Source organism: Candidatus Tiamatella incendiivivens (genome assembly GCA_015522635.1).
Classification (GTDB): domain Archaea; phylum Thermoproteota; class Thermoprotei_A; order Sulfolobales; family Acidilobaceae; genus Tiamatella; species Tiamatella incendiivivens.
The window spans coordinates 1-18,906 of sequence record WALW01000005.1; the positions used below are offsets into that span (position 1 = coordinate 1).

Annotated in this window: 19 protein-coding genes and 1 tRNA gene; 7 read left to right on the forward strand and 13 right to left on the reverse strand. The window is 41.9% G+C overall.

Annotated elements, in window-relative coordinates:
• Positions 1-700: glycine--tRNA ligase (glyS, locus tag F7B60_00465; protein ID MCE4613995.1), on the reverse strand; the 700-nt coding region annotated here is incomplete at its 3' end.
• Between the two features lie 82 nt (positions 701-782).
• Here glyS and speB point away from each other — a divergent pair.
• The gene (gene speB / locus F7B60_00470; GenBank protein MCE4613996.1) at positions 783-1,697 is read left to right on the forward strand and encodes an agmatinase; all 915 of its coding nucleotides are present in this window, start codon (positions 783-785) and stop codon (positions 1,695-1,697) included.
• A 9-nt stretch (positions 1,698-1,706) separates the two neighbouring features.
• Here the strand turns inward: speB and F7B60_00475 are convergent, their stop codons facing one another.
• Positions 1,707-1,883 (reverse strand): hypothetical protein, encoded by a 177-nt coding sequence (locus F7B60_00475; GenBank protein MCE4613997.1) that lies wholly within the window; start codon positions 1,881-1,883, stop codon positions 1,707-1,709.
• Between the two features lie 125 nt (positions 1,884-2,008).
• Here F7B60_00475 and yciH point away from each other — a divergent pair, with 125 nt between their 5' ends.
• Positions 2,009-2,317 carry a stress response translation initiation inhibitor YciH gene (gene yciH / locus F7B60_00480; protein ID MCE4613998.1) on the forward strand — a complete coding sequence of 103 codons (309 nt, stop codon included), beginning with the start codon at positions 2,009-2,011 and terminating at the stop codon, positions 2,315-2,317.
• A 4-nt stretch (positions 2,318-2,321) separates the two neighbouring features.
• Here the strand turns inward: yciH and ilvA are convergent, their stop codons facing one another.
• The gene (ilvA, locus tag F7B60_00485; GenBank protein ID MCE4613999.1) at positions 2,322-3,548 is read right to left on the reverse strand and encodes a threonine ammonia-lyase; all 1,227 of its coding nucleotides are present in this window, start codon (positions 3,546-3,548) and stop codon (positions 2,322-2,324) included.
• 106 nt (positions 3,549-3,654) lie between these two features.
• Between ilvA and F7B60_00490 the strand changes: the two genes are divergently transcribed.
• Positions 3,655-4,611, forward strand: a complete 957-nt coding sequence (locus F7B60_00490; GenBank protein ID MCE4614000.1) for a polyprenyl synthetase family protein — start codon at positions 3,655-3,657, stop codon at positions 4,609-4,611.
• Here the strand turns inward: F7B60_00490 and F7B60_00495 are convergent.
• Together F7B60_00495 and F7B60_00500 are read right to left on the reverse strand one after the other, a co-directional pair.
• Positions 4,608-6,203, reverse strand: coding sequence for an HD domain-containing protein (locus F7B60_00495; protein MCE4614001.1), 1,596 nt, complete (start codon positions 6,201-6,203; stop codon positions 4,608-4,610). The genes F7B60_00490 and F7B60_00495 overlap by 4 nt on opposite strands.
• 47 nt (positions 6,204-6,250) lie before the next feature.
• On the reverse strand, positions 6,251-7,057 hold the full coding sequence (locus F7B60_00500) for a PH domain-containing protein (GenBank protein MCE4614002.1): 807 nt from the start codon (positions 7,055-7,057) through the stop codon (positions 6,251-6,253).
• Between the two features lie 86 nt (positions 7,058-7,143).
• On the opposite strand from F7B60_00500, the gene F7B60_00505 reads away from it, so the two are divergent.
• Positions 7,144-8,184, forward strand: coding sequence for an NAD(P)/FAD-dependent oxidoreductase (locus F7B60_00505; protein ID MCE4614003.1), 1,041 nt, complete (start codon positions 7,144-7,146; stop codon positions 8,182-8,184).
• A 131-nt stretch (positions 8,185-8,315) separates the two neighbouring features.
• On the opposite strand, the gene F7B60_00510 is transcribed toward F7B60_00505, so the two are convergent.
• Positions 8,316-8,846 (reverse strand): cob(I)yrinic acid a,c-diamide adenosyltransferase, encoded by a 531-nt coding sequence (locus F7B60_00510; GenBank protein MCE4614004.1) that lies wholly within the window; start codon positions 8,844-8,846, stop codon positions 8,316-8,318.
• Positions 8,843-10,480, reverse strand: coding sequence for a lysine--tRNA ligase (gene lysS, locus F7B60_00515; GenBank protein MCE4614005.1), 1,638 nt, complete (start codon positions 10,478-10,480; stop codon positions 8,843-8,845). The genes F7B60_00510 and lysS overlap by 4 nt, the downstream gene beginning before the upstream one ends.
• Before the next feature lie 70 nt (positions 10,481-10,550).
• Here lysS and F7B60_00520 point away from each other — a divergent pair, with 70 nt between their 5' ends.
• On the forward strand, positions 10,551-11,396 hold the full coding sequence (locus tag F7B60_00520) for a UbiA family prenyltransferase (protein MCE4614006.1): 846 nt from the start codon (positions 10,551-10,553) through the stop codon (positions 11,394-11,396).
• Between the two features lie 160 nt (positions 11,397-11,556).
• On the opposite strand, the gene F7B60_00525 is transcribed toward F7B60_00520, so the two are convergent.
• The 3 genes from F7B60_00525 to F7B60_00535 are packed head-to-tail and all read right to left on the reverse strand — an operon-like array spanning position 11,557 to position 15,185.
• Positions 11,557-12,516 carry an ABC transporter ATP-binding protein gene (locus F7B60_00525; GenBank protein ID MCE4614007.1) on the reverse strand — a complete coding sequence of 320 codons (960 nt, stop codon included), beginning with the start codon at positions 12,514-12,516 and terminating at the stop codon, positions 11,557-11,559.
• The gene (locus F7B60_00530) at positions 12,503-14,107 is read right to left on the reverse strand and encodes an iron ABC transporter permease (protein ID MCE4614008.1); all 1,605 of its coding nucleotides are present in this window, start codon (positions 14,105-14,107) and stop codon (positions 12,503-12,505) included. The genes F7B60_00525 and F7B60_00530 overlap by 14 nt, the downstream gene beginning before the upstream one ends.
• Positions 14,058-15,185, reverse strand: a complete 1,128-nt coding sequence (locus F7B60_00535) for a thiamine ABC transporter substrate-binding protein (GenBank protein ID MCE4614009.1) — start codon at positions 15,183-15,185, stop codon at positions 14,058-14,060. Before F7B60_00535 ends, F7B60_00530 begins: the two co-directional genes overlap by 50 nt.
• Positions 15,186-15,296: 111 nt before the next feature.
• On the opposite strand from F7B60_00535, the gene F7B60_00540 reads away from it, so the two are divergent.
• On the forward strand, positions 15,297-16,097 hold the full coding sequence (locus tag F7B60_00540) for a DNA polymerase sliding clamp (protein ID MCE4614010.1): 801 nt from the start codon (positions 15,297-15,299) through the stop codon (positions 16,095-16,097).
• 73 nt (positions 16,098-16,170) lie between these two features.
• A tRNA-Gln gene (locus tag F7B60_00545) sits at positions 16,171-16,278 on the forward strand.
• Positions 16,279-16,300: 22 nt separating this feature from the next.
• Here F7B60_00545 and F7B60_00550 read toward each other — a convergent pair.
• The 3 genes from F7B60_00550 to F7B60_00560 form a co-directional block, all read right to left on the reverse strand.
• Positions 16,301-17,065: a polysaccharide deacetylase family protein gene (locus F7B60_00550; GenBank protein ID MCE4614011.1), complete on the reverse strand. Its 765-nt coding sequence runs from the start codon at positions 17,063-17,065 to the stop codon at positions 16,301-16,303.
• Complete coding sequence (locus F7B60_00555) at positions 17,004-18,260, reverse strand: glycosyltransferase family 4 protein (protein MCE4614012.1); 1,257 nt, start codon at positions 18,258-18,260, stop codon at positions 17,004-17,006. The genes F7B60_00550 and F7B60_00555 overlap by 62 nt, the downstream gene beginning before the upstream one ends.
• On the reverse strand, positions 18,229-18,906 hold a 678-nt coding region (locus F7B60_00560; protein MCE4614013.1), incomplete at its 5' end, for a flippase-like domain-containing protein. The genes F7B60_00560 and F7B60_00555, both read right to left, overlap by 32 nt.

An 18,906-nucleotide genomic window follows, 5' to 3' on the forward strand; every position in this document is an offset into this window, starting at 1 on the left:
AAGGACATTCCTCTTCCCTTGGATCAATGAAAAATTCCATCTCCATTAGAGTGAATTCCCTCAATCTTATAACTCCTTGACGAGGGCTTATCTCGTTCCTCCCTACTTTCCCTATTTGAGCTATACCTATTGGCAAACGATTCCTCATGGCCTCATGTATCCTTTTGAAAGCCGTGAAAATCCCTTGTGCAAGTTCAGGTCGTACAAAACCTTTATTAGACTCGTAGGGGCCAATTCTTGTCTCAAATAGTAAATTGAAAGCCTTTACTTCACTCAGCTCACCACCGCATATTGGACATCGAATATCATGATCCCTCAGGAGCTTCGTTAAATCACTAGGTGCCAGGCCTTCCACACTAATTCCAAGTTTATCCTCAACTAGATGGTCAGCCCTGAATTTCCTACCACACTTTAGACACTCAACTATGGGATCTGTGAAACTTTCAACATGACCTGATGCCTCATATACTTTCGAGGGTCCGATTATAGGTGTCTCAACTTCTACTACTATATGCTGGTGTCTCCGGACGAACATTTCTCTCCATTTACTGATAATGCTCTGCTTTAACATTATTCCATAGGGGCCAAGATCATAGAAGCCTGCTACTCCACCGTAGATTTCGTATGAAGGCCAGAGATACCCCCTTCTCTTAGCTAGATCCATTAGTCTTTCATATTTGTCTGTTTCTACCTCTGCCAAACCTACCAACCCTAGATTGCTTCGAGTTTGTATAGGATTATAAATAAAGAGATTAATCCACTTTACTATTGGTGTAATGTCGTTGAAGTCCCTGTTTATAGCCGAATCGCCAGAGGCTTTCGGTGGTTATAGACCGGAAAAAAAGAAAACTCCATATAGCCTCATAGGATTCCCATTTGACTCGACCTCGTCTTTCAGGGCTGGACAGAGATTCGGACCCAACGCTGTTAGAACTGCTTCACGGTATATAGAGTTCAACAGCCTTAGAGCAGGAGTGGATGTGGATGAAATTGGGGGAGTATTCGATGAGGGAGACGTGGCTATAGTTCACGGAGACCCTCGTGAAACTGTGAGAAGAGTTGAAGAAATCTATAAGGAAATATTTGCAAGTGAAAACAGTCGTATTCCCATACTTATCGGGGGAGAACACTTAGGATCTCTAGGTGCTTTATCTGCGTTCAGAATAATTAATCCATGCTTGATCTGGATAGATGCGCATATGGATTTACGGGAGGATTATCTGGGATGCAAGTACAGTCATGCCAGTGTAGTTCGAAGATTAAACGAAAAGTATGGTGGCAATATTAGATTATTCTACATTGGTGTGAGGGGGTTCTCTGAAGAAGAACACGATTATGCAGAGAATAAAGGGTATGATATTGTAACTAGTCTTGAAGCGTTTAGAATAGGAGAAGACATGCTGGCATTAAAACTTAAGAAATTCTTGGCTGGCTGCAACCATTATTATATAAGCATAGATATGGATGCCTTCGATCCTTCTTATGCACCAGCCGTTGGGAACCCGGAACCAGAAGGCTTGACCCCTTCACTTATCCTAGATGTGCTCTGGAAAATAATAGATAACAGGCTAGTTGGTTTCGACATTATGGAAACCAGTCCTGTATACGACCTCAGCGGGATTACAGGAATATTAGCGAGTAAGCTTGTCGTAGAACTTGTAGCAATGCATTATGCAAAAAGCGGTAGAGAAAAATAATTCGCGTGTCTACACTGCTCTAAAAAGTATTTTTCCAGCTCTTTTTAGTTTGAACAATCCCCTAAACCCGCAGTTAGGGCACATTAGACTAGGTAATAATTCGATTTCACTCTTTTTCACTATTGCACCGCAGTTAGGGCACAAGTATTCAATATCTCCTTCATCCGGCTCAAAGTATCTTTCCACAGACCGACACCTAGAAAGGGAGTTTATGCTTCAAAGGATAAATATTTATTTTTTCCAGGCTCTATTGGTTAACAACGGATCACGTATACTCTACGTGTAAAACATGTATGGGTGTAAGAAAAACCATGAGTGAATTTGATTCTCTATGCGGAGGGTTACCCCCCGAACTCTGCGAGCAACTTGTAACCGAGCAACAGGAAATTAGGATTCGACTGGAAAGAAGGCGTTTTGGTAAAGAAGTAACAATAATAGACGGCTTAAACGAGAAAGAAGTCAACCTGAAAAAACTAGCATCAGAACTGAAAAGAAAACTTGCCACCGGAGGAACTGCAAAGGATGGCAGGATAGAGCTCCAGGGAGATCATAGGGATCGTGTCAAAGGAATATTGGTTGAAATGGGGTTCCCAGCTGATAATATAACTGTTATAGAGTAAATTCTCAATAACTCAATAACTTGAAGGGGAATCCCTCACCATTAAGTTTCTCTAAAACATTATTAACTGACTTCCCACTGGGGGCTTCAGCGTAAACTTCTATCTTTGCCCATCCAGGTTCTAAGACCAGGCTTATTCTGTCGTGCCTGACGTCTATGATATTGAGCCTTGCTAGGGCTAGTAATTCCAAAACCCTATTCAGGGATCCGGGTTCATCCGGTATTAATCCTTCTAATCTAACTATCCTACGCCCTCTTCCAAGCTCATAGTTGATCACCCGCACAAGCCTGGTTGGATCAATATTGCCGCCGGATATTATGAGTAGGACTTTCTCATCTTTCCTAACCTCGACTTTACCAGTTAACATAGCTGCGAGAGGAGCTGCACCTGCTCCCTCAGCCAAAGTTTTGTTACGCTCGAGAAGCAGGTAAATTGCTTCGCTTACCTCTTTATCATCCACTGTAATCACCTCATCTATATAGCTGGATATAATCTCGAACGTTAATTCCCCGGGAATCTTAACTACCAGTCCATCCATAATACCGGGATGAGCGGGAACCTTAATAGGATGCCCATACTTTAGGCTCTCAGTGAACTTTGGAGCATAACTAGGTTCAACGCCTATTATCCTCGTTTTATTACCCCATAAATGCCTAGCCACAGTTATTAGACCAGACGCTAAGCCTCCTCCTCCAACAGGAGTTATAATAGTGTCTGGCGGTTCTCCAAGTTGCTTAAAGGCTTCGAGAAGAATAGTCCCCTGACCCGCTATTACTTTCGGGTCATCGAAAGGGTGAATAAACGTATACCCCTTCTCTTCTACAATCTCCATTGCTTTTTTCAATGCATCATCATACACTCTTCCATACAATACCACTTCAGCACCATAATTCCTAGTAGCCTCGATCTTTGAGATAGGAGCTGTCTCAGGCATAACGATAATAGATGAAATGCCTTGCCTCGATGCTGCAAATGCTACACCCTGAGCATGATTTCCTGCACTCGCAGCAACAACCCCCTTTCTTTCCTCTCTAGGAATACTCCATATCCTATAGTACGCGCCTCTCACCTTGAAGGATCCCGTCTTCTGTAAATTCTCAAGCTTCAGGAACACCCTTGCTCCGACGATTTTCGAGTATGTTGCAGAGAAATCGAGTGGCGTAGTATGTATGGCTTTTGACAATACTTCCCGTGCTTGAATAGCATCCCTAAAAATCTCTTCAATATTCATGGTTCTACACCTGAGAAGACCCGTGACACCTTGTTTTATACAACCATAGATGTATTAATATATGCCCCATGTCTCATTGTTCTAGACGGATCAAAAGGTGCAGGCATTGGAGCTGACGGCGCTGGACAACCAGCAGGTAAAAGATATTAAGAAAATTATTGTAGACGAGTGGCTGCAAGCGAAGGACATGATTGATGATAAACTAAAGGAGTTCTCCATAGATAAGCATGGTCAAGTACTCGAGATCCAGAGGTATATAACTGAAGGGGGTAAAAGGTTCAGAGGCTTCCTCACTATACTTACAACCAAAGCCTTGGGAGGCGATCCATTAGAGGCCCTAGATGCTGCCGTCGCTGTAGAGCTGGTGCAAGCCGCTTCTCTCGCACTTGACGATATTGTTGATGTAGACGAGTTCAGAAGGAATAAAAAGGCGAGTTGGATAGCCCATGGGGTATCTAAAACTGTACTAGTAAGCGTTCTTATAATCTCGGTAGCCCAAAGAATTGTTGAGAAATACGGGTTCAAGGCCATAATGCATGTAATTAGAGCCTGGGAGCAAACAACTAGAGGAGAAGTAGCCGACAGTTTCCTCTACCCTATACTGAAACCAGAAGATTACGAGAATGTTGCTATATATAAGACAGGGGCATTATTCCGGCTGGCAGTGATCCTTGGAGCTATTTCGTCAGGTGAAGATGAATACATTGACATACTCAACAAGTATGGAGATAGCCTAGGCCTGGCATATCAAATAGCAGATGACATGGTTGACCTGGCTAATGTTTTACCCGACAGCACTAAATGGGGCGATCTCCAATCTGGCGTCAGACTATTCGTTAAATACTTAGATCCCAATAGAAATTGGAAGGAAAGTGAAGTACCAGATTATAGGTATTATATTGAAAGGGGAATTGAGAAGCTTAAAGTTGTAATTGAGGAGGCTGGAAAGCTTCTTTGGAGCTTGCCTGACAATAAATACACTAGAGCGTTAGCCTTGATTCCATACTTCATGTCAGAAAAAATGCTTGAAGAGGCTAATCTGTCACTAGGGTATGGTTTTTAGCTTAAAACAACGTTCTCTATAGTTTGGAATACTATTTCCTTGATAGTTTCGACATTGTTCCTTATGAATAAGTGCTCGCATTCATCATCGGAATACGCGTGTACATATACTATTGGCTCACTAGCAGAGTAGTGGATACCTCTAACATGACTTGAAACACCGGATAACTCTAGGATGCGTGCCCCCTTCACTTTCAAATCTCGTTTCAATGCTCTTTTTTCAATGCTCATCGACGAAACTATAAATCTAGCCTTAGATTTCTTGTTTCCACAATTCTCTTCTAACCGATGCAGATAATGATTTGAGTATTCCCTTAGAAACTTGTTCTCTAACTGAGAAACCTTATCATCGTCCTCTAAGGACATTGATAATTGGCGTATAACTTCCTGTGGACGCCTGCTAGTATAGAGAGTTATATCGCCAAATCTCTTGATTATCGAGATTGGCAACAGATCTCTTCGTTCCATAATGCTTGAAGCCCATCTTCTTTCTTGGCTATCACCAAGCACTCTGAGTACCTTAGTAGCTTGCATGAACTCGTGCTCATCTAAGGAGATAAGCGATTTACCTATAAGGTCTGCAACGTTGCTAGGATTCATGAACTCATAGAAGTCCAGATCATCTATTTGAGGATATATCTGTTGCCTAATTTCATGCCAGTTGTTTATTATACCCTCTAAAATCTTCGTTAGCGCTATGTAAAAAGAGGTGTTCTTATGATGCAGATATAGCCATTTGTACATTTTTATCCTCGAATCAAACATGTCTTCAAGAGCTGATAGCCCTCGAATATCATACATGACATGTGGTTTGTTCTCTGCCATATCTACCGTCAACGCATATATCAGCCTGTCTATATCTACCCTACCATACACTACTCCTGTATGAAGCGAGTCTCTTAACACATAATCAAGCCTGTCCGCATCTATTGTCCCAGATATCAGCTGGTTCACCACATAATACGAGCCTTCCTTAAGACCTAGCCTGTCGAGTACTTCCTTCCTGGGCTTGTGGTTTTTCGTATCCTTGAACAAGGCGTCTTCGACCGCTTGTAATAGTTGTTGTAACTTTACTCTCCGTTTTACGAGGTTTTCGCTGATGAATCGGATAAACTTCATTGTATAATACTCGTGTACTTTTCCATCGAATTCCTTAAACCACTGGAAAGACAATGCTCCGCTAACTTCAACGTTAGCTAGTGCTATTTCCATTTGATGGCTAAATGGTAAATGACCTATGTCGTGGAGCAGTCCTGTTAACCTTGAAAGCTGGACGAAGTTCCTCAGTTCTCGCTTGCTACAAGTCTTAGTTATAGTGGAACATAAATCTTCATCTTCTTGTATAATTGAAACTATTTTCTCGGCAAACCGGCTCATTAGATGCATTACACCTATACTATGTTCAAATCTAGTGTGTCGAGCTCCGGGATAAACCAGAAATGTGAGTCCAAGTTGTGTTATATTGTGAAGCCTTCTCATAAATGGTGTTTGTAATAGAGTGTACTCAGCCTCATTGATCGGTACGAAGCCGTGAACTGGATCAAGTATGACAGCCCTATATTTGTAGGCCCCTATAAGACCCCCTTGCTTCAATATCTACCCCCGAGATATTGGAGAGTCTCATATGTTCTCTAATAGCTCTATTTCCTCTTATCCCCCTTGTCTTCCACTAGCTTCTTCATGTCGCTAACTAACTCCCTTAGATAAGGGGCAGACTGGCTCATTGATTGAAGATTTACAAGTTTATCGTATACACTCTCGGGATCAGGTATGCCGTAGAGAATGAAGAAACTTCTACTTCTAGGCATCTCAACTGTTTTAGTAGTTGCTACACCGCCTACTATTCCCTTAGCAGCAACACCTCCACCTACCGTGACGGCGTCATTACCTGTACCTATTCCCGAAGCTGTTATAGGGTATATATGTCCAAAACCGAAGATCCTTCCCATTAAAGGTTTCTCTACTATAAACTCTTGAACTCTCTCATAAACGAGGTCTCTCCTCCGTTTCTTATAAAAGATATTGTACTCTATGATAACGCGCCTGTCAGTTATTGTATAGTGATGAGCTCTTCTATGGAGTTCCATGCCGATTATTCCAAGCAGTCCCAAACCGATGCCTGTTAGATATGAGTAGCTCCAGTTACCATAACCCAGTTCTGATAGAACAGGACCTACAATAACTATGGCTATTCCTAGTAAGAAGTTCCCTATAGAAACATTGTGGTATGCTCTTACGAGGTAAGGGACAATTACTAGCACCGACCAAGAGGCGAATGCTATGTTTCCACATGACACGGGTATCCTATTGCATAAGGGAGTATAAACACCTGGCTTTACATACGTCACTAGAGAGACTAGGAATAGATATGCCCATAGCGTGTAAGAACCCATGAAGCTAGCAGGGTGAGGTCTAGTTTCAATTATTTTGGTTTCCTTGTTCAGCAACTATTACACCCTTTGATATGAAAGTATGGTATGTAAGGGCTTTATAAAGAAGCTAGATGCAAAATGCGGGAACGGTGCATCAGAGAGTGGTCGAAGCTGACTACATGGTTGTTGGGGCCGGACCGGCTGGAATCTCTGCTGGGCTAAAACTTACTATGGAAGGATTTAGTGTCAAAATTTATGAAGCAGCACCCAAGCTCGCGATGAAACCTTGCGGCTGGGGTATTCCTCTCCCTCAGACCCTTCCTTTTCGAATTCCAGAAGAGTCCATTAAGAAGCATATCGATGGAGCAACTTTATTCATCGACAGAGAACATGCGCTTGACTATACTGGGAATGATTTAGGTGTAATTGTCGATAAACCCTTGATGTTAGAGATACTTGCCAATCAATACGGTGTCGATATACTATACAAGGCCCCAGTAAATCCTCGTAGAATAAAGTCTGAAACCGATGTTAGAAGGCTAATAATAGCCGGGGGGTTCCCTTGGTATATGGGGGAAACCATTAATGCTGTTCAATTTCACTTAAAAACCGCTTATTCTTGGGGAGAGATGTTTGAATTCTATTTTGACTCTGAAATTATAGGCTATTACTGGATTTTCCCCATGGAAAAACACCTTGTTAAGATAGGTGTAGGTGGGTTCAAGGATATGGTTGCAATGAAAAACCTACTTGAAAGGTTTGTTATGAGGGATGAAAGGCTCAGGGGGTCACAGCAAGTATCAAAACTAGAGGGTGCAAGACTAGCAGTTGGAGGAATACATTTACATGAATCATACCCCTTGATAATAGGTGAGGCTTCTGGGGCAGTTTATCCGTTAACAGGGGAAGGTATAAGGCCTTCTATAATAATGGGTTACGCTGTTGCCGAAGCTTTAGCCGAAGGCAAGAATCCGTTCAAAGCAGTTCGACAGACAAATGTATACTGGAAAGTGAGTTTACAGAGACGAATACTAGAAAAAGTTAAGCAGTTAACATCCAAGTCACGAGCTGATTTTCTGAAGAACTTGAATCCTGAGGTACTCATAAGAGTAGGACTAGGGGATTTCACTAAAACATCACTTCTCAAATTGATTATCAAAAGTCCCAAATGTCTTGCTAGTATTTTAAGAAAATTCATTTGAACAATTTATTATAATACAATAGATTCCCTAACATTGTAAATCAGGCGATGAATTATACGCCATCAACCGAAACCCCGTAATATGTAGGGGTTAGTGAGGTGGCCTGTCCCCTCGAGCCCTGTTTAAACAAGTTAAACAGGAGTTTCTTCCACTTTTAGGATTCTATTAACGTAAAGGGCTAAAGCGAATAAAAGATCGCTAAGTCTATTAATCGCCTTCAAGGCTAGTTTCGGGTATAACCCCTCGTTTACGAGTTGCACTAATCTCCTCTCTGCCCTTCGGGTAACCGTCCTGGCCACATGGAGTTGAGAAGCGGCTTTGTGTCCGCCTGGCAAAATAAAGCTTTTCAAAGGAGCTTCCCCATAATATTTATCGATCAACTTCTCCATCCAGAGAATGTCATTCTCTGACAGGCTTGTAGGCCTAGAGGGGAGAAACCCTATCTTAAACATTAATCGTTGGACTTCTACCAGTATCCTGTGGATATCGCTAAGCTCCGGCATACTAGGTAATAAGCTTCTTGCTAAGCCAATATGGCTATTAGCCTCGTCCAGTGTACCTAAGAACTCCATTAAAGGATGATCTTTTGGAATCCTCTTATTCAGGAAATAGCAAAAAGTCGTCCCCTCATCGCCTGTTCTCGTATAAAGTCTACCTGTCATTGCTCTTCCCCTCTTGCAGCAAGTTTCAGCCTATCAATTACCATTTCTTTGTCTAGAACTGACAATAGTGGAGCTGCTCTAGGCCCTTGAGGTTTACCAAGAATTGCTAAGTAAAAGTCTTTGTAGAATTCCCGCCTTACATTGGAACTCATCTCCCCTCCCACTTCTATCATTGCCTCCTTTATCGCCCCCTCATCCCAAGACTCGAGCCGGGCTAGCTTCTCTGCTAGAACTCTTAATTCACTTCTATGTTTAACCTCCTTATATACCTCCATGGGAGGCTCCCTTGGTACCTTAAACTTCAATGATTCAGGTGCATATGTATCGACCCAATTTAATGCCTTAACTACTAAACCTGCAAGCCAAGCTTTACTATAATCTCCTAACTCGGAAACATGGCTGGTTCTCTTTAATCTTAACAGGGCATGCTCGAATATGTTATCTCTGGGAAGGTTTTGAACCAATAACGCGACATGTAAATATGGAATTTGGATGGGCATCTTCTCTGGTGGCCTATCAGGATGGGATAACTCGTATGATCTGGCTAGAACTCCATCCCCGCCTTCATTGCCTGTAGATTCTAGTCCAAAGTAAACACGCTCTGCCCTATAATAGTCATTGTAATACCTAGGTATTTCTTGTAAGTCAATAACAACCCTCCTCTTCGGATTAGTCGACACGTAGATGAATCTAAGTATTTGTGGGTGTGCTATATCAAGCCATTCCTTAGGGGTTATGCCAACGAATCCGCTGCTAGTCATGTCTGCTTCCTTGCCTCCTATTCTAAGCGACACCCATTCATACCATTCTCCTTCTGGAGGATTGAATTTGTAGACTATTGCGGCGAGCTCCTTACAGGAATCCCTACTACCACCCGGAGTAGCATGGTCCTTTCCGTACGGTTCAAAGTCTACCTCTAGAACCTTCCAAACGCCAGTCCATTCTATTCTCCAGTTGAGTTTACCTTCCTCCAATCTAGCCTTTCCTCTATGGTTGCATGCCCTGCAGTAGTACTCAATTAATCCTCTAATTTCATCGTATGCAACTGCTACCGTTCTATCTATTCTACCACAGTTACTACATATTGGTTCGAACGGTATCCAACCTTCAGGATATTTGTTGCGGCCTCTGTACCTGTTGATAATCTTTCTAACCTGCTCTCTTTTCTGAAGAGTCTCTAAGACGAATTCCTTCATCTTACCGTTGTAGAGTTCTGTAGTTGTTACTACCTCTACTTTCCCGTCAGTAAACTCTTTTATGTATGGGCCAAAGTCGCTCCAGTAATGTTCCACCCAATTGTTATGACAGCCCCTTGGATCAGGAACCTTTATAAGCGGCCATCCCTTGTATCTTCTCGCTTCTTGAGGGTTATCAAATGCCTCTAATTGCGGTTTCTTACCCTTCCAAGCATCTTGGGTATACAATGTCAGTAACTGCTTTACCTTAAATCCTTTTGACTCAAGCGTCCTCCTAAGGACTTCTGGAAGTATGATCTCTCCTCTAAGCCTACCTATATGCTGGACTCCTGACACGCTGAGACCGCCATTGAATATATATACTTCCTTCTTCCTCTCAGCTAGCTTTCCAGCTAATTCTTCAGCTAGAATATCAACCCAATGTTTAGAAGTCATCATATAACCCGCCTCCCTACCTTAATTTATAATTCGGGTATGAGTGAAGACTTTAACGTTGAGGTTCAATGGGATGAGGAGAGGATACCTAGCCCTAATGAGGCCTACCAACTGCACTATGATAGGTTTCGCTGTTATAGTAGGTGCTGGTATTGCAGCGGGTAGGGAGCTTTTGTCTGTAGATGTTATTAGACTGGCATCAGGTTTCATTGTAGGATTCAGTTTTTGCGCAGTATCCATGACCGTCAATGACATATATGACATAGAAATTGACAGAGTCAATAAGCTTGACAGACCTTTAGCTACAGGAAAAGCCACTGTTCCAGGAGCCTATAAACTGTCAAGCGCCTTAGCAATCATAGGATTACTATTCTCAACACTCACAGGACTACTAACCTTCATCATAGCATCGTTCAGCCTAGCTGTCGGCGTGTATTATAATGCGAAAGGAAAGAAACTAGGATTACCAGGTAATATTATGGTTGCATATAATATTGGGATCCCTATACTCTATGGTGCCCTTATCGTTGAAAGGCTTACCTGGACAATAATGATTTACTGGCTTATGGTTTTCTTGGCGGGGCTTGGCAGAGAGATAGTTAAGGACATCGCTGATATTGAAGGAGATAAAGTCAAAGGCGTCAAATCTCTCCCCATAACATATGGAGAGAAGCTCTCAAGCATGCTAGCAGTTGTAATGTATCTCATTGCAATACTCCTGAGTCCGTTTCCCTTAACGTCGGGGCATATAAACCGCTTGGGATACGGTGTACCTGTACTAGTTACAGACATCCTCCTCCTCTATTCCATTGTAATTATAGTAAAGAGCCCTGATAGGGTTCATGCACTGAAACACAAGAAGATCGTCCTAATAGGAATGCTGTCAGGACTAATAGGGTTCCTGCTCGGTAATCTCTAATTATCCAGTGGCGTGCCTGGATAAGGCTTCCATCAGAATGAAAACGTGGAAATTGATGGAAAAGTCGAATATAGCTATAATGTAAAAATTGGTTTGATTGCGACGCCCACTAAACTCTTCGTTACTGAGCATGGTAGAATACAGGGGTCAAAATGCGGGTTTAGTTATCTTTAGAGCAAGCGAAGCTGGTAAAGTCAACAGGACATAGATATACCCTATCGGGGGGAGGCGATTTCTTAGATATAGCAACCCTTAAATAATTTCCTTGCGACTCATAGACTGCTAAAGTATAGCCCCTTCTGTTCCTTGTCTCGACTAGCCTGGATAGCATTCCACGGTCACATTCAGATGACTTTAAGCTAAATCCATCTATTGGCACTATTAAGCATTGTTTGTTCAACAGTATAATATTATGTGCAAGAACCCTAGCAGCTTCAAGTGTTTTAGGTTTCCAGTAGATCCTTTCAGTAAGCCCACTATCGACTAGCCTGCCAGAATAAAGTATATGTATTTCATCTGCAAGTTCGAGAGCCTCGTCCTGGTCATGAGTTACATGGATTACTGTTACACTCATGTTCTTCATTATTCCCCTTATTTCCCATCTCAGGTTCTCTCTTAGACTTAGATCTAGGTTAGAATAAGGTTCGTCGAGGAGGACTATTTCCGGTTCAGTGACTAGAGCTCGCGCAATTGATACTCTCTGTCTTTCTCCACCGCTTAACTCGTCAGGCATTCTATTCAACAGTTCGTCTATACGGAGGAGCCTAGCAATATGCCGAGCTTTCTCAACTGCTTCCTCTTTACTGCTTACCTTAGCTTGAAGCGGGAAGATAATATTATCTATAACTGATAAATGGGGAAACAATACTGGTTCCTGGAAAACGAGAGATACAGGCCGCTTGAATGGTGGTACATTATTCATCTTAACATCATTTATGAATAACCCTCCAGACGTCAAGTCCTCTAATCCGGCTATAACTCGGAGTAAAGTCGTTTTACCAGCTCCAGAGGGACCCAGAACCACGTGATATAGTCCTTTCTTGAATGACACATTAATATTAAAAATCCCACTATTTCTAGTGTACTGCTTACTGGCATTCAACAGTTTAACGGCTTCCATTAGCATTCACACCCTCGAACCTAGCTATTATATAAATGGTTATAAGAGTTAGGAACAAAAGAACACCGCTAGCGGCATACGCTTCTCCAAACATTCTGAGAGATCTATACTGATAGATAGCAACCGCTAATGTTGTAGTTCTGACCGTCCTGAGAAAAAGTGTAGCCGTGAATTCTCCCAAACTTATTGCAGCAGCAAATGCAGCAGCAGTCACATACGATTGTTTGGATATTGGTACAGCCACTCTGAACAATGTGCCCCACAATGTTTCCCCGAGAGATAGACTCGCCTCAATATATTTGCGTGATACCCTTTCCAGTCCTAACCTAATACTTCTTAATGCCAAGGGAAGCCCGGCAAACGTATGAGCAAGTATTATTGATACCCATACTGGTATCCATGGGGGTATCGTCCTTAGAAGACCCAGCCCTAGAGTTATGGGACTAATCGCTAATAGAGAAACAACTATGACATCATTTACTCGTCCCCATCCTATTGAAAGTAACGTCCCAATTCCTAGAGATAAAATCACTGTCATAAAAGCGTAGTAGAGGCTGTTAAGTAACGTGTTGATAGGTGGTATACCTAGCCTGGGATCATATACTGTCGAAAGTACATGGCGGTAATAGTTAGCTGTGTAACTCCCCGTTATAGGGTTGTAGAAGCTATAATAAAGTGAGCCAGCTAACGGTGCAATAAGATATAACAATAAAGCTCCTACGTAAGATGCTGAAGCAAACATTAGTACCTTGGATAGCTTTGCCTTTGCTTTAGCAGCTAATGGTGCATGTGGTGATGCTGAAGATGCCTTGATCATAACTGCGATCAAGAACAAAAGTATAATGTACTGTATTAAAGCTATCGAGGCGGCTATTCTACCGTTCTGGAGTATCTTGTAGTACATGTAGATGTTAACTTCTAGTGTACTGAAACGCGGTCCTCCTAGGTTAAGAGGTATAGCAAAACTCATGAAACAGTATATGAATGCTAGAAGTCCTCCGGAAACGATGCCAGGAATCATATATGGTAAAAATACTTTTCTCCAAACCGTCCTGGATGAGAACCCTGCGGTTGCTGTAATTAGATCCCAATATTCCTTTGGTATGCTCGCCATGCTATTATATACCATAATGGCTATTAATGGGGCATTATAGAATACGTGTGCTGCTAGTATGCCTGTAAATCCTTCGCCGAGCCTGCTTAAGAGATGGATTCTCGACGAGATTATCCCATTTTCACCATAGAGACTTGTGAACCCCATAACTACTACCATAGATGGAGCCATGAAAACTGTGAGAAGTATAGTCCTTATCAACCTAGATGCTCTCTGTCTCATACCTATTAATGCAAATCCTGCCGGAGTACCTACTAGTATGGATAGTATAACGGATAAAGTGGCTTGCTCAACTGTAAACCTTAGTGAATGGATTATGACTGGATTATCTAAAACATTTAGGAACGCTGCACCGCTGAATGCGTCCTTTAATCCGTTAAGGACTGGTAAATAGTAGAGAAAAAATACAATAAGACCTCCAGCTATACTAGCCTTGACTTGAAATCGTTTCAAACCACTGGTTAAGCCATTGCTCAAGATTCTGTTGTACCTCCTCATTGCTGAAGTATAGGTTTGCTAGCTCCACGTTACTGGGGTTTATCGCGTATTTGTAGACGTCCGGTAGTTTGGCATTTATGTTTGCAGGGTACATCCAGTTGTTTAGAGGTACTAAGTCCTGGACATGCTTGCTCAGGAACCAGTCAATGAATTTCTCAGCATACCTCTTATGCGGTGCATTTTTGAGAAGCGCTATTCCCTCTATCTGCAACCACGCTATTGGATTGCCATCATAGACCACTACTGCAGCCCTGTATCTTGTGGTGTTATAGAAGTACATAGAGTATGCTGGATCCGTACCATAGCTCACTACAATGTGGTATTTACCTTTATCGAACAAGTCATACGCGTCTCCCCAGCTTGCAACAACTCTAGGGTCACCTTCTTTCCACCACTCCGTCCAGTTTCCTAGATTACAGTGTTTGTAGACGGCTATTTGCCATAATAGGAATCCTAGCCCTGTACTACTTTTTCTAGGATCTTCCGTGACCAGCGTATTCACTAGCTTGACTTGCTTACCGTTTAAGTCAGCTGTTCTCGTTAAAAGATCCTGGAACGTCAAGTTCTCCATTAAACTCTGTGGAATGTATTTTGTGTCGTATACTAATGCTATTAAACCATAGTCATATGGTATAACATATCCGTCCGGATCTAACGCCTCTATTAGTTTTTTGTTTATTTCGTTAATATCACTTGGAGTGTATTTCTCTAGTATGCCAGATCCCTTTGCTCTTTCAACAAGTATATTATCTATTCCTATAATAATATCGGCGTAATGTCTACCTGCTTTTGCCTCTTCTATTGCTTTTGTAAGAGCGGTTCCTGCATCATCGAACTTGACAACCTCAACTTTTATACCTGTATTTCTCTCAAACTCTCCGAAGACCTGATTCCATGTTTCATTAGGATTTTTGCCCCAGCCGAGAAGGCTTTCGTAGGTGTAGATCACGATTTTCTTTTCCCCACCGCTGGGAGAAGAGTAGTATACCGCATAAATTGCTGTAACAGCTAATGCTATCACAATAATTGCTGCAATTGTAGCCTGCCACGACCTCATAGTTACCACCCCAATTAAACTATTACTACTGAGTGATAGTAATAAAAGCTTAGCGGCAAGACAATTTATACTAGAATATCCACTAATATCCAATACAGGTGAATAGCTACTTTGAGCCTCCTAAGAGAAAGATTTAAGGGCAATATTATAATAGATACACGGTACCCGGACACGAGAACTTTTCAGCAGATCCTAGACGCGTTAAGTAAAATTCTAGATGAAGCCAACATGTACTTTACAAAAGAAGGAGTAAAGGTTCGAGGATTTGACGCGGCCCAAACTAGCTATGTAGATCTCTATATACCTAGCACCACCTTCCTTGATTACAACATTTCAGAAGAAGAAGCCAAGATCGGGTTCAACGTAACTAGACTTGCAAACATATTAAAACGGGGTATGAGAGGAGACTCGCTTCAAATCACAGCAACATATGATAAAGTTCTAATAGATATTGAAAGCGTTGTAGCGAAGAGATATAGCTTCCCAAACATCGAAGTCGCTGAACCTGAAATAAAGGAACCGCAATTCGAGCACAAAGTAGGAGCCACAGTTATATCCGATCCTTTGAAGAAAATATTGAAAGACGTGGAAGCTTTCTCAAGCATAATGGAGTTAGACGCGAGAAACGTCAGTGGAGAACCAAGACTAGTTATTCGAGCATTCACGGATGACCCTACTATGGGTAAAATGGAATCATTACTGACTCTCGAATCCGCAGCTGTTGTATCACTAGAAATTGGAGAAGACTCCAATGCAAAATATGATATAGGGTTCATAAAAGCTATTCTAAATCTAACCCGTATAGCTGACTCTGTTGATTTGAAATTCTCAGATGAAAGGCCGCTTGAACTTGTATTCAAGACCGCTGATGAGTCAAGAGTAAGATATATCACTGCACCTTTGAAGTTCTAAAACTAAACTTCTATTCCTTGGAGTAGAGAAAACTTTAAGTCTCCAATATGTTCAACAATACGGTTAAATGGAGAGCCGGGTCGTCTAGCGGCCAAGGATGCGGGGCTCTGGCCCAATCTGCCCGTATCGGAGATGGGGGGGACCCCCCGTGACCGGGGTTCGAATCCCCGCCCGGCTACCATCTTCATAAAATAATTATTCAATTACCCGCATTCAAGCCTTTCTATCGCTTCACTGACTCTCAGGAATTCGAAACCTCTCTGTCTAGCTTTATCCACGATTAGCTCTAGGGTATGTCTAGCATAGGAACCTGTTCTCACCCAAATATCCGGTCTATAAAGTGGTTTTCTCTTTATACGCGTGAACTCCCAAGGATGATAGAATAGGAGATGATACTCTCTATTCGGATTAAGCGTGAATTTAACGGCTAACATCTTAGGCAATCTAATTGTGCTACTTGTTGCCGTAGCTGGAAGGATCACTAACCCGTTCTTTTTCACAGGCCTATCATATGTTTTATCCTTATAATATGCAATGCTTGAATCTACCTCTATCCCGAGGGATAAATAGTCATTAGGACTAATTCTGGGTGGCTGGAGATTAGGTGCTCTGAAACTGGAAATATGTTGGAACACAGAAAGCGAATCAATACTTTTCTTAATGTTTCTGATGGCTTCGATAGATGATAGCCTGTCTAGTCTTCTATGGTCATATCCGTGGCTTCCTATCTCATGTCCATCCTCCAATATTGCTTCAATCATAGAAGGATTTTTATCTGCCAGTTCTCCCACTATGAAGAACGTTGCCTTGATATTTTTCTTGCTCAACATATTAAGAATCCAAGGTAATCCCCCTTTTAATCCTCGCGTTGAACTAGATTGGTAAGGTGGAGCATCAGGTTCAACGTCAAATGTGAGGAACACTACTCTTTTTAGGTTGCACTTTATAGTATTCCAGTCGTCTTCCATCACACCATTCACCTGGTTTGACCGGATCCCCCCTTAATACCCTATAGAGGCTATAGATGAAGAGCCTTTTCTCTTCACTACACTTTTCCATAGCATGCTTATATACTTCTAAATATCGTAAGACCACTTGATTACAATCAAACTCCCCTGCTGACAGCATTGCCTTGTTTGACAGTTTACTCCTTAATCGGTCGTTTAATACTGTTCTGAGAGAATACCCGACAAACTCGTTATAATCATTTGCAAGGTAACCGTTTTCGCCGTGAATAACTATATCTTCAAGACCTGTATTCTTGAATCCGATAACTGGGACACCTAGTGCCAGAGCTTCCAGAGTGGCTATGGAGAAAGCTTCCTTCCTTCCAGGCATGAGAAACAGATCGGTTGATGATAAGAGTTCCCTAACTTGAGATCTCTCTAACGATCCCAAATATATAGCTTTACCTTTCAGTCCTCTCTTTCCTATCTCCTCTAGAACCCTAGTTTCTAGAGGGCCCCACCCAGCAATGTATAGCTTTGCCTTAGGCGCGTACTCTAATATTTTCGTAAAGACTTCAACTACTAATAGCGGGTTTTTTCTTTCAGTAAGCCTGGAAACGAAGGATACTATGGGATCACCTTCATATTTTCTCCCCGTTCTCTCCCATTCCTTTAGTCGGATGCAGTTAGGTGTTAGGTAAATTTTTTCTTCTCCACCGTTTATTTTTTCTAGATCCATCCTGACTATGGAAGATACCGCAGTTAGCGCATCAACTCTTTTCAATGCATAAGCAGCCATCTTTCTCCTTCTGAAGTTTAATTCGTCAGCAATCAGACTATGATGCGTCAAAACTGTTGGAATTCCAAGGATGCCTTTTCCACCATGAATAGTTAAAAGAGCATAAGGTGAAACTAGACTATGCCCATGAATTATATGCGGTGCATTGTGTTTAATGAAATCAAACGATAATAATGCTGCTTTATAGCTGGTTGTATAGTCGTCTCCGTCTAAAGGGACTTTTAGTCGAACAACATGGAATCCATCACTGTAATCTAAAAGTGGCGGATCAAGCAAATCTTTGTTTTGATGAGTTAGAACAATAGGCTCGTGTCCTATTTCAGTGAGAGACTTGGCTAAATTATAAATAGCTGTTTCAACTCCTCCTTTTCTCGGCAGATACCAGTCAGATGCCAAAATTATTCTCAGAGTCTCCACTTCCCTCGCCCTCCTCTGCTTTCCTAGCTATCTTCATAGCCAACTTAAACGCATGAATCCCTCCGCTAACTGACACTAAAACCAAGCCTAATACACTAGCGGTAACACTCGAAATAAGCCGCTCTCCCAGAATCAATAGGCCTGCCTTATCTATAGAATAACCGAGACCTACTAGGATTGACGTTAATCCACCCTCGACGAATCCTAGTCCAGCTGGAGTTGGTGCCATGCCAAATACCAGGTATCCTACGCTTAGTAATGCTGCCTCGGGTAAAGTGAGATGTATACCAACAGCGAGTCCGATAAAATAGAACCTGAAGATATCCTGTAACCAGATTAAAATTGATATCGTAGAGGTATATATTATTAGGACTTTATCTTTAACCAGTAACTTAGAATCAACTTTTAATCTTTTCTTCATATCATATATAAATCCCCTAGTAGTATCAAAAAAGCCCAGACCGATTAGTCCAAAACCCAAGCTCCAAGTTAGACTAGTTCTAAAACTCCCGAGGACACCCCCAGCTATAACTATTCCAACAACCAGTGCGACCCCGGGTGTTTCAGTCAATCTCTCATATAGTATGGTTAAAATAGACCTATCAAAAGGGATTTTATGTTTAATCCATAGCCATGCAGCTCTGAA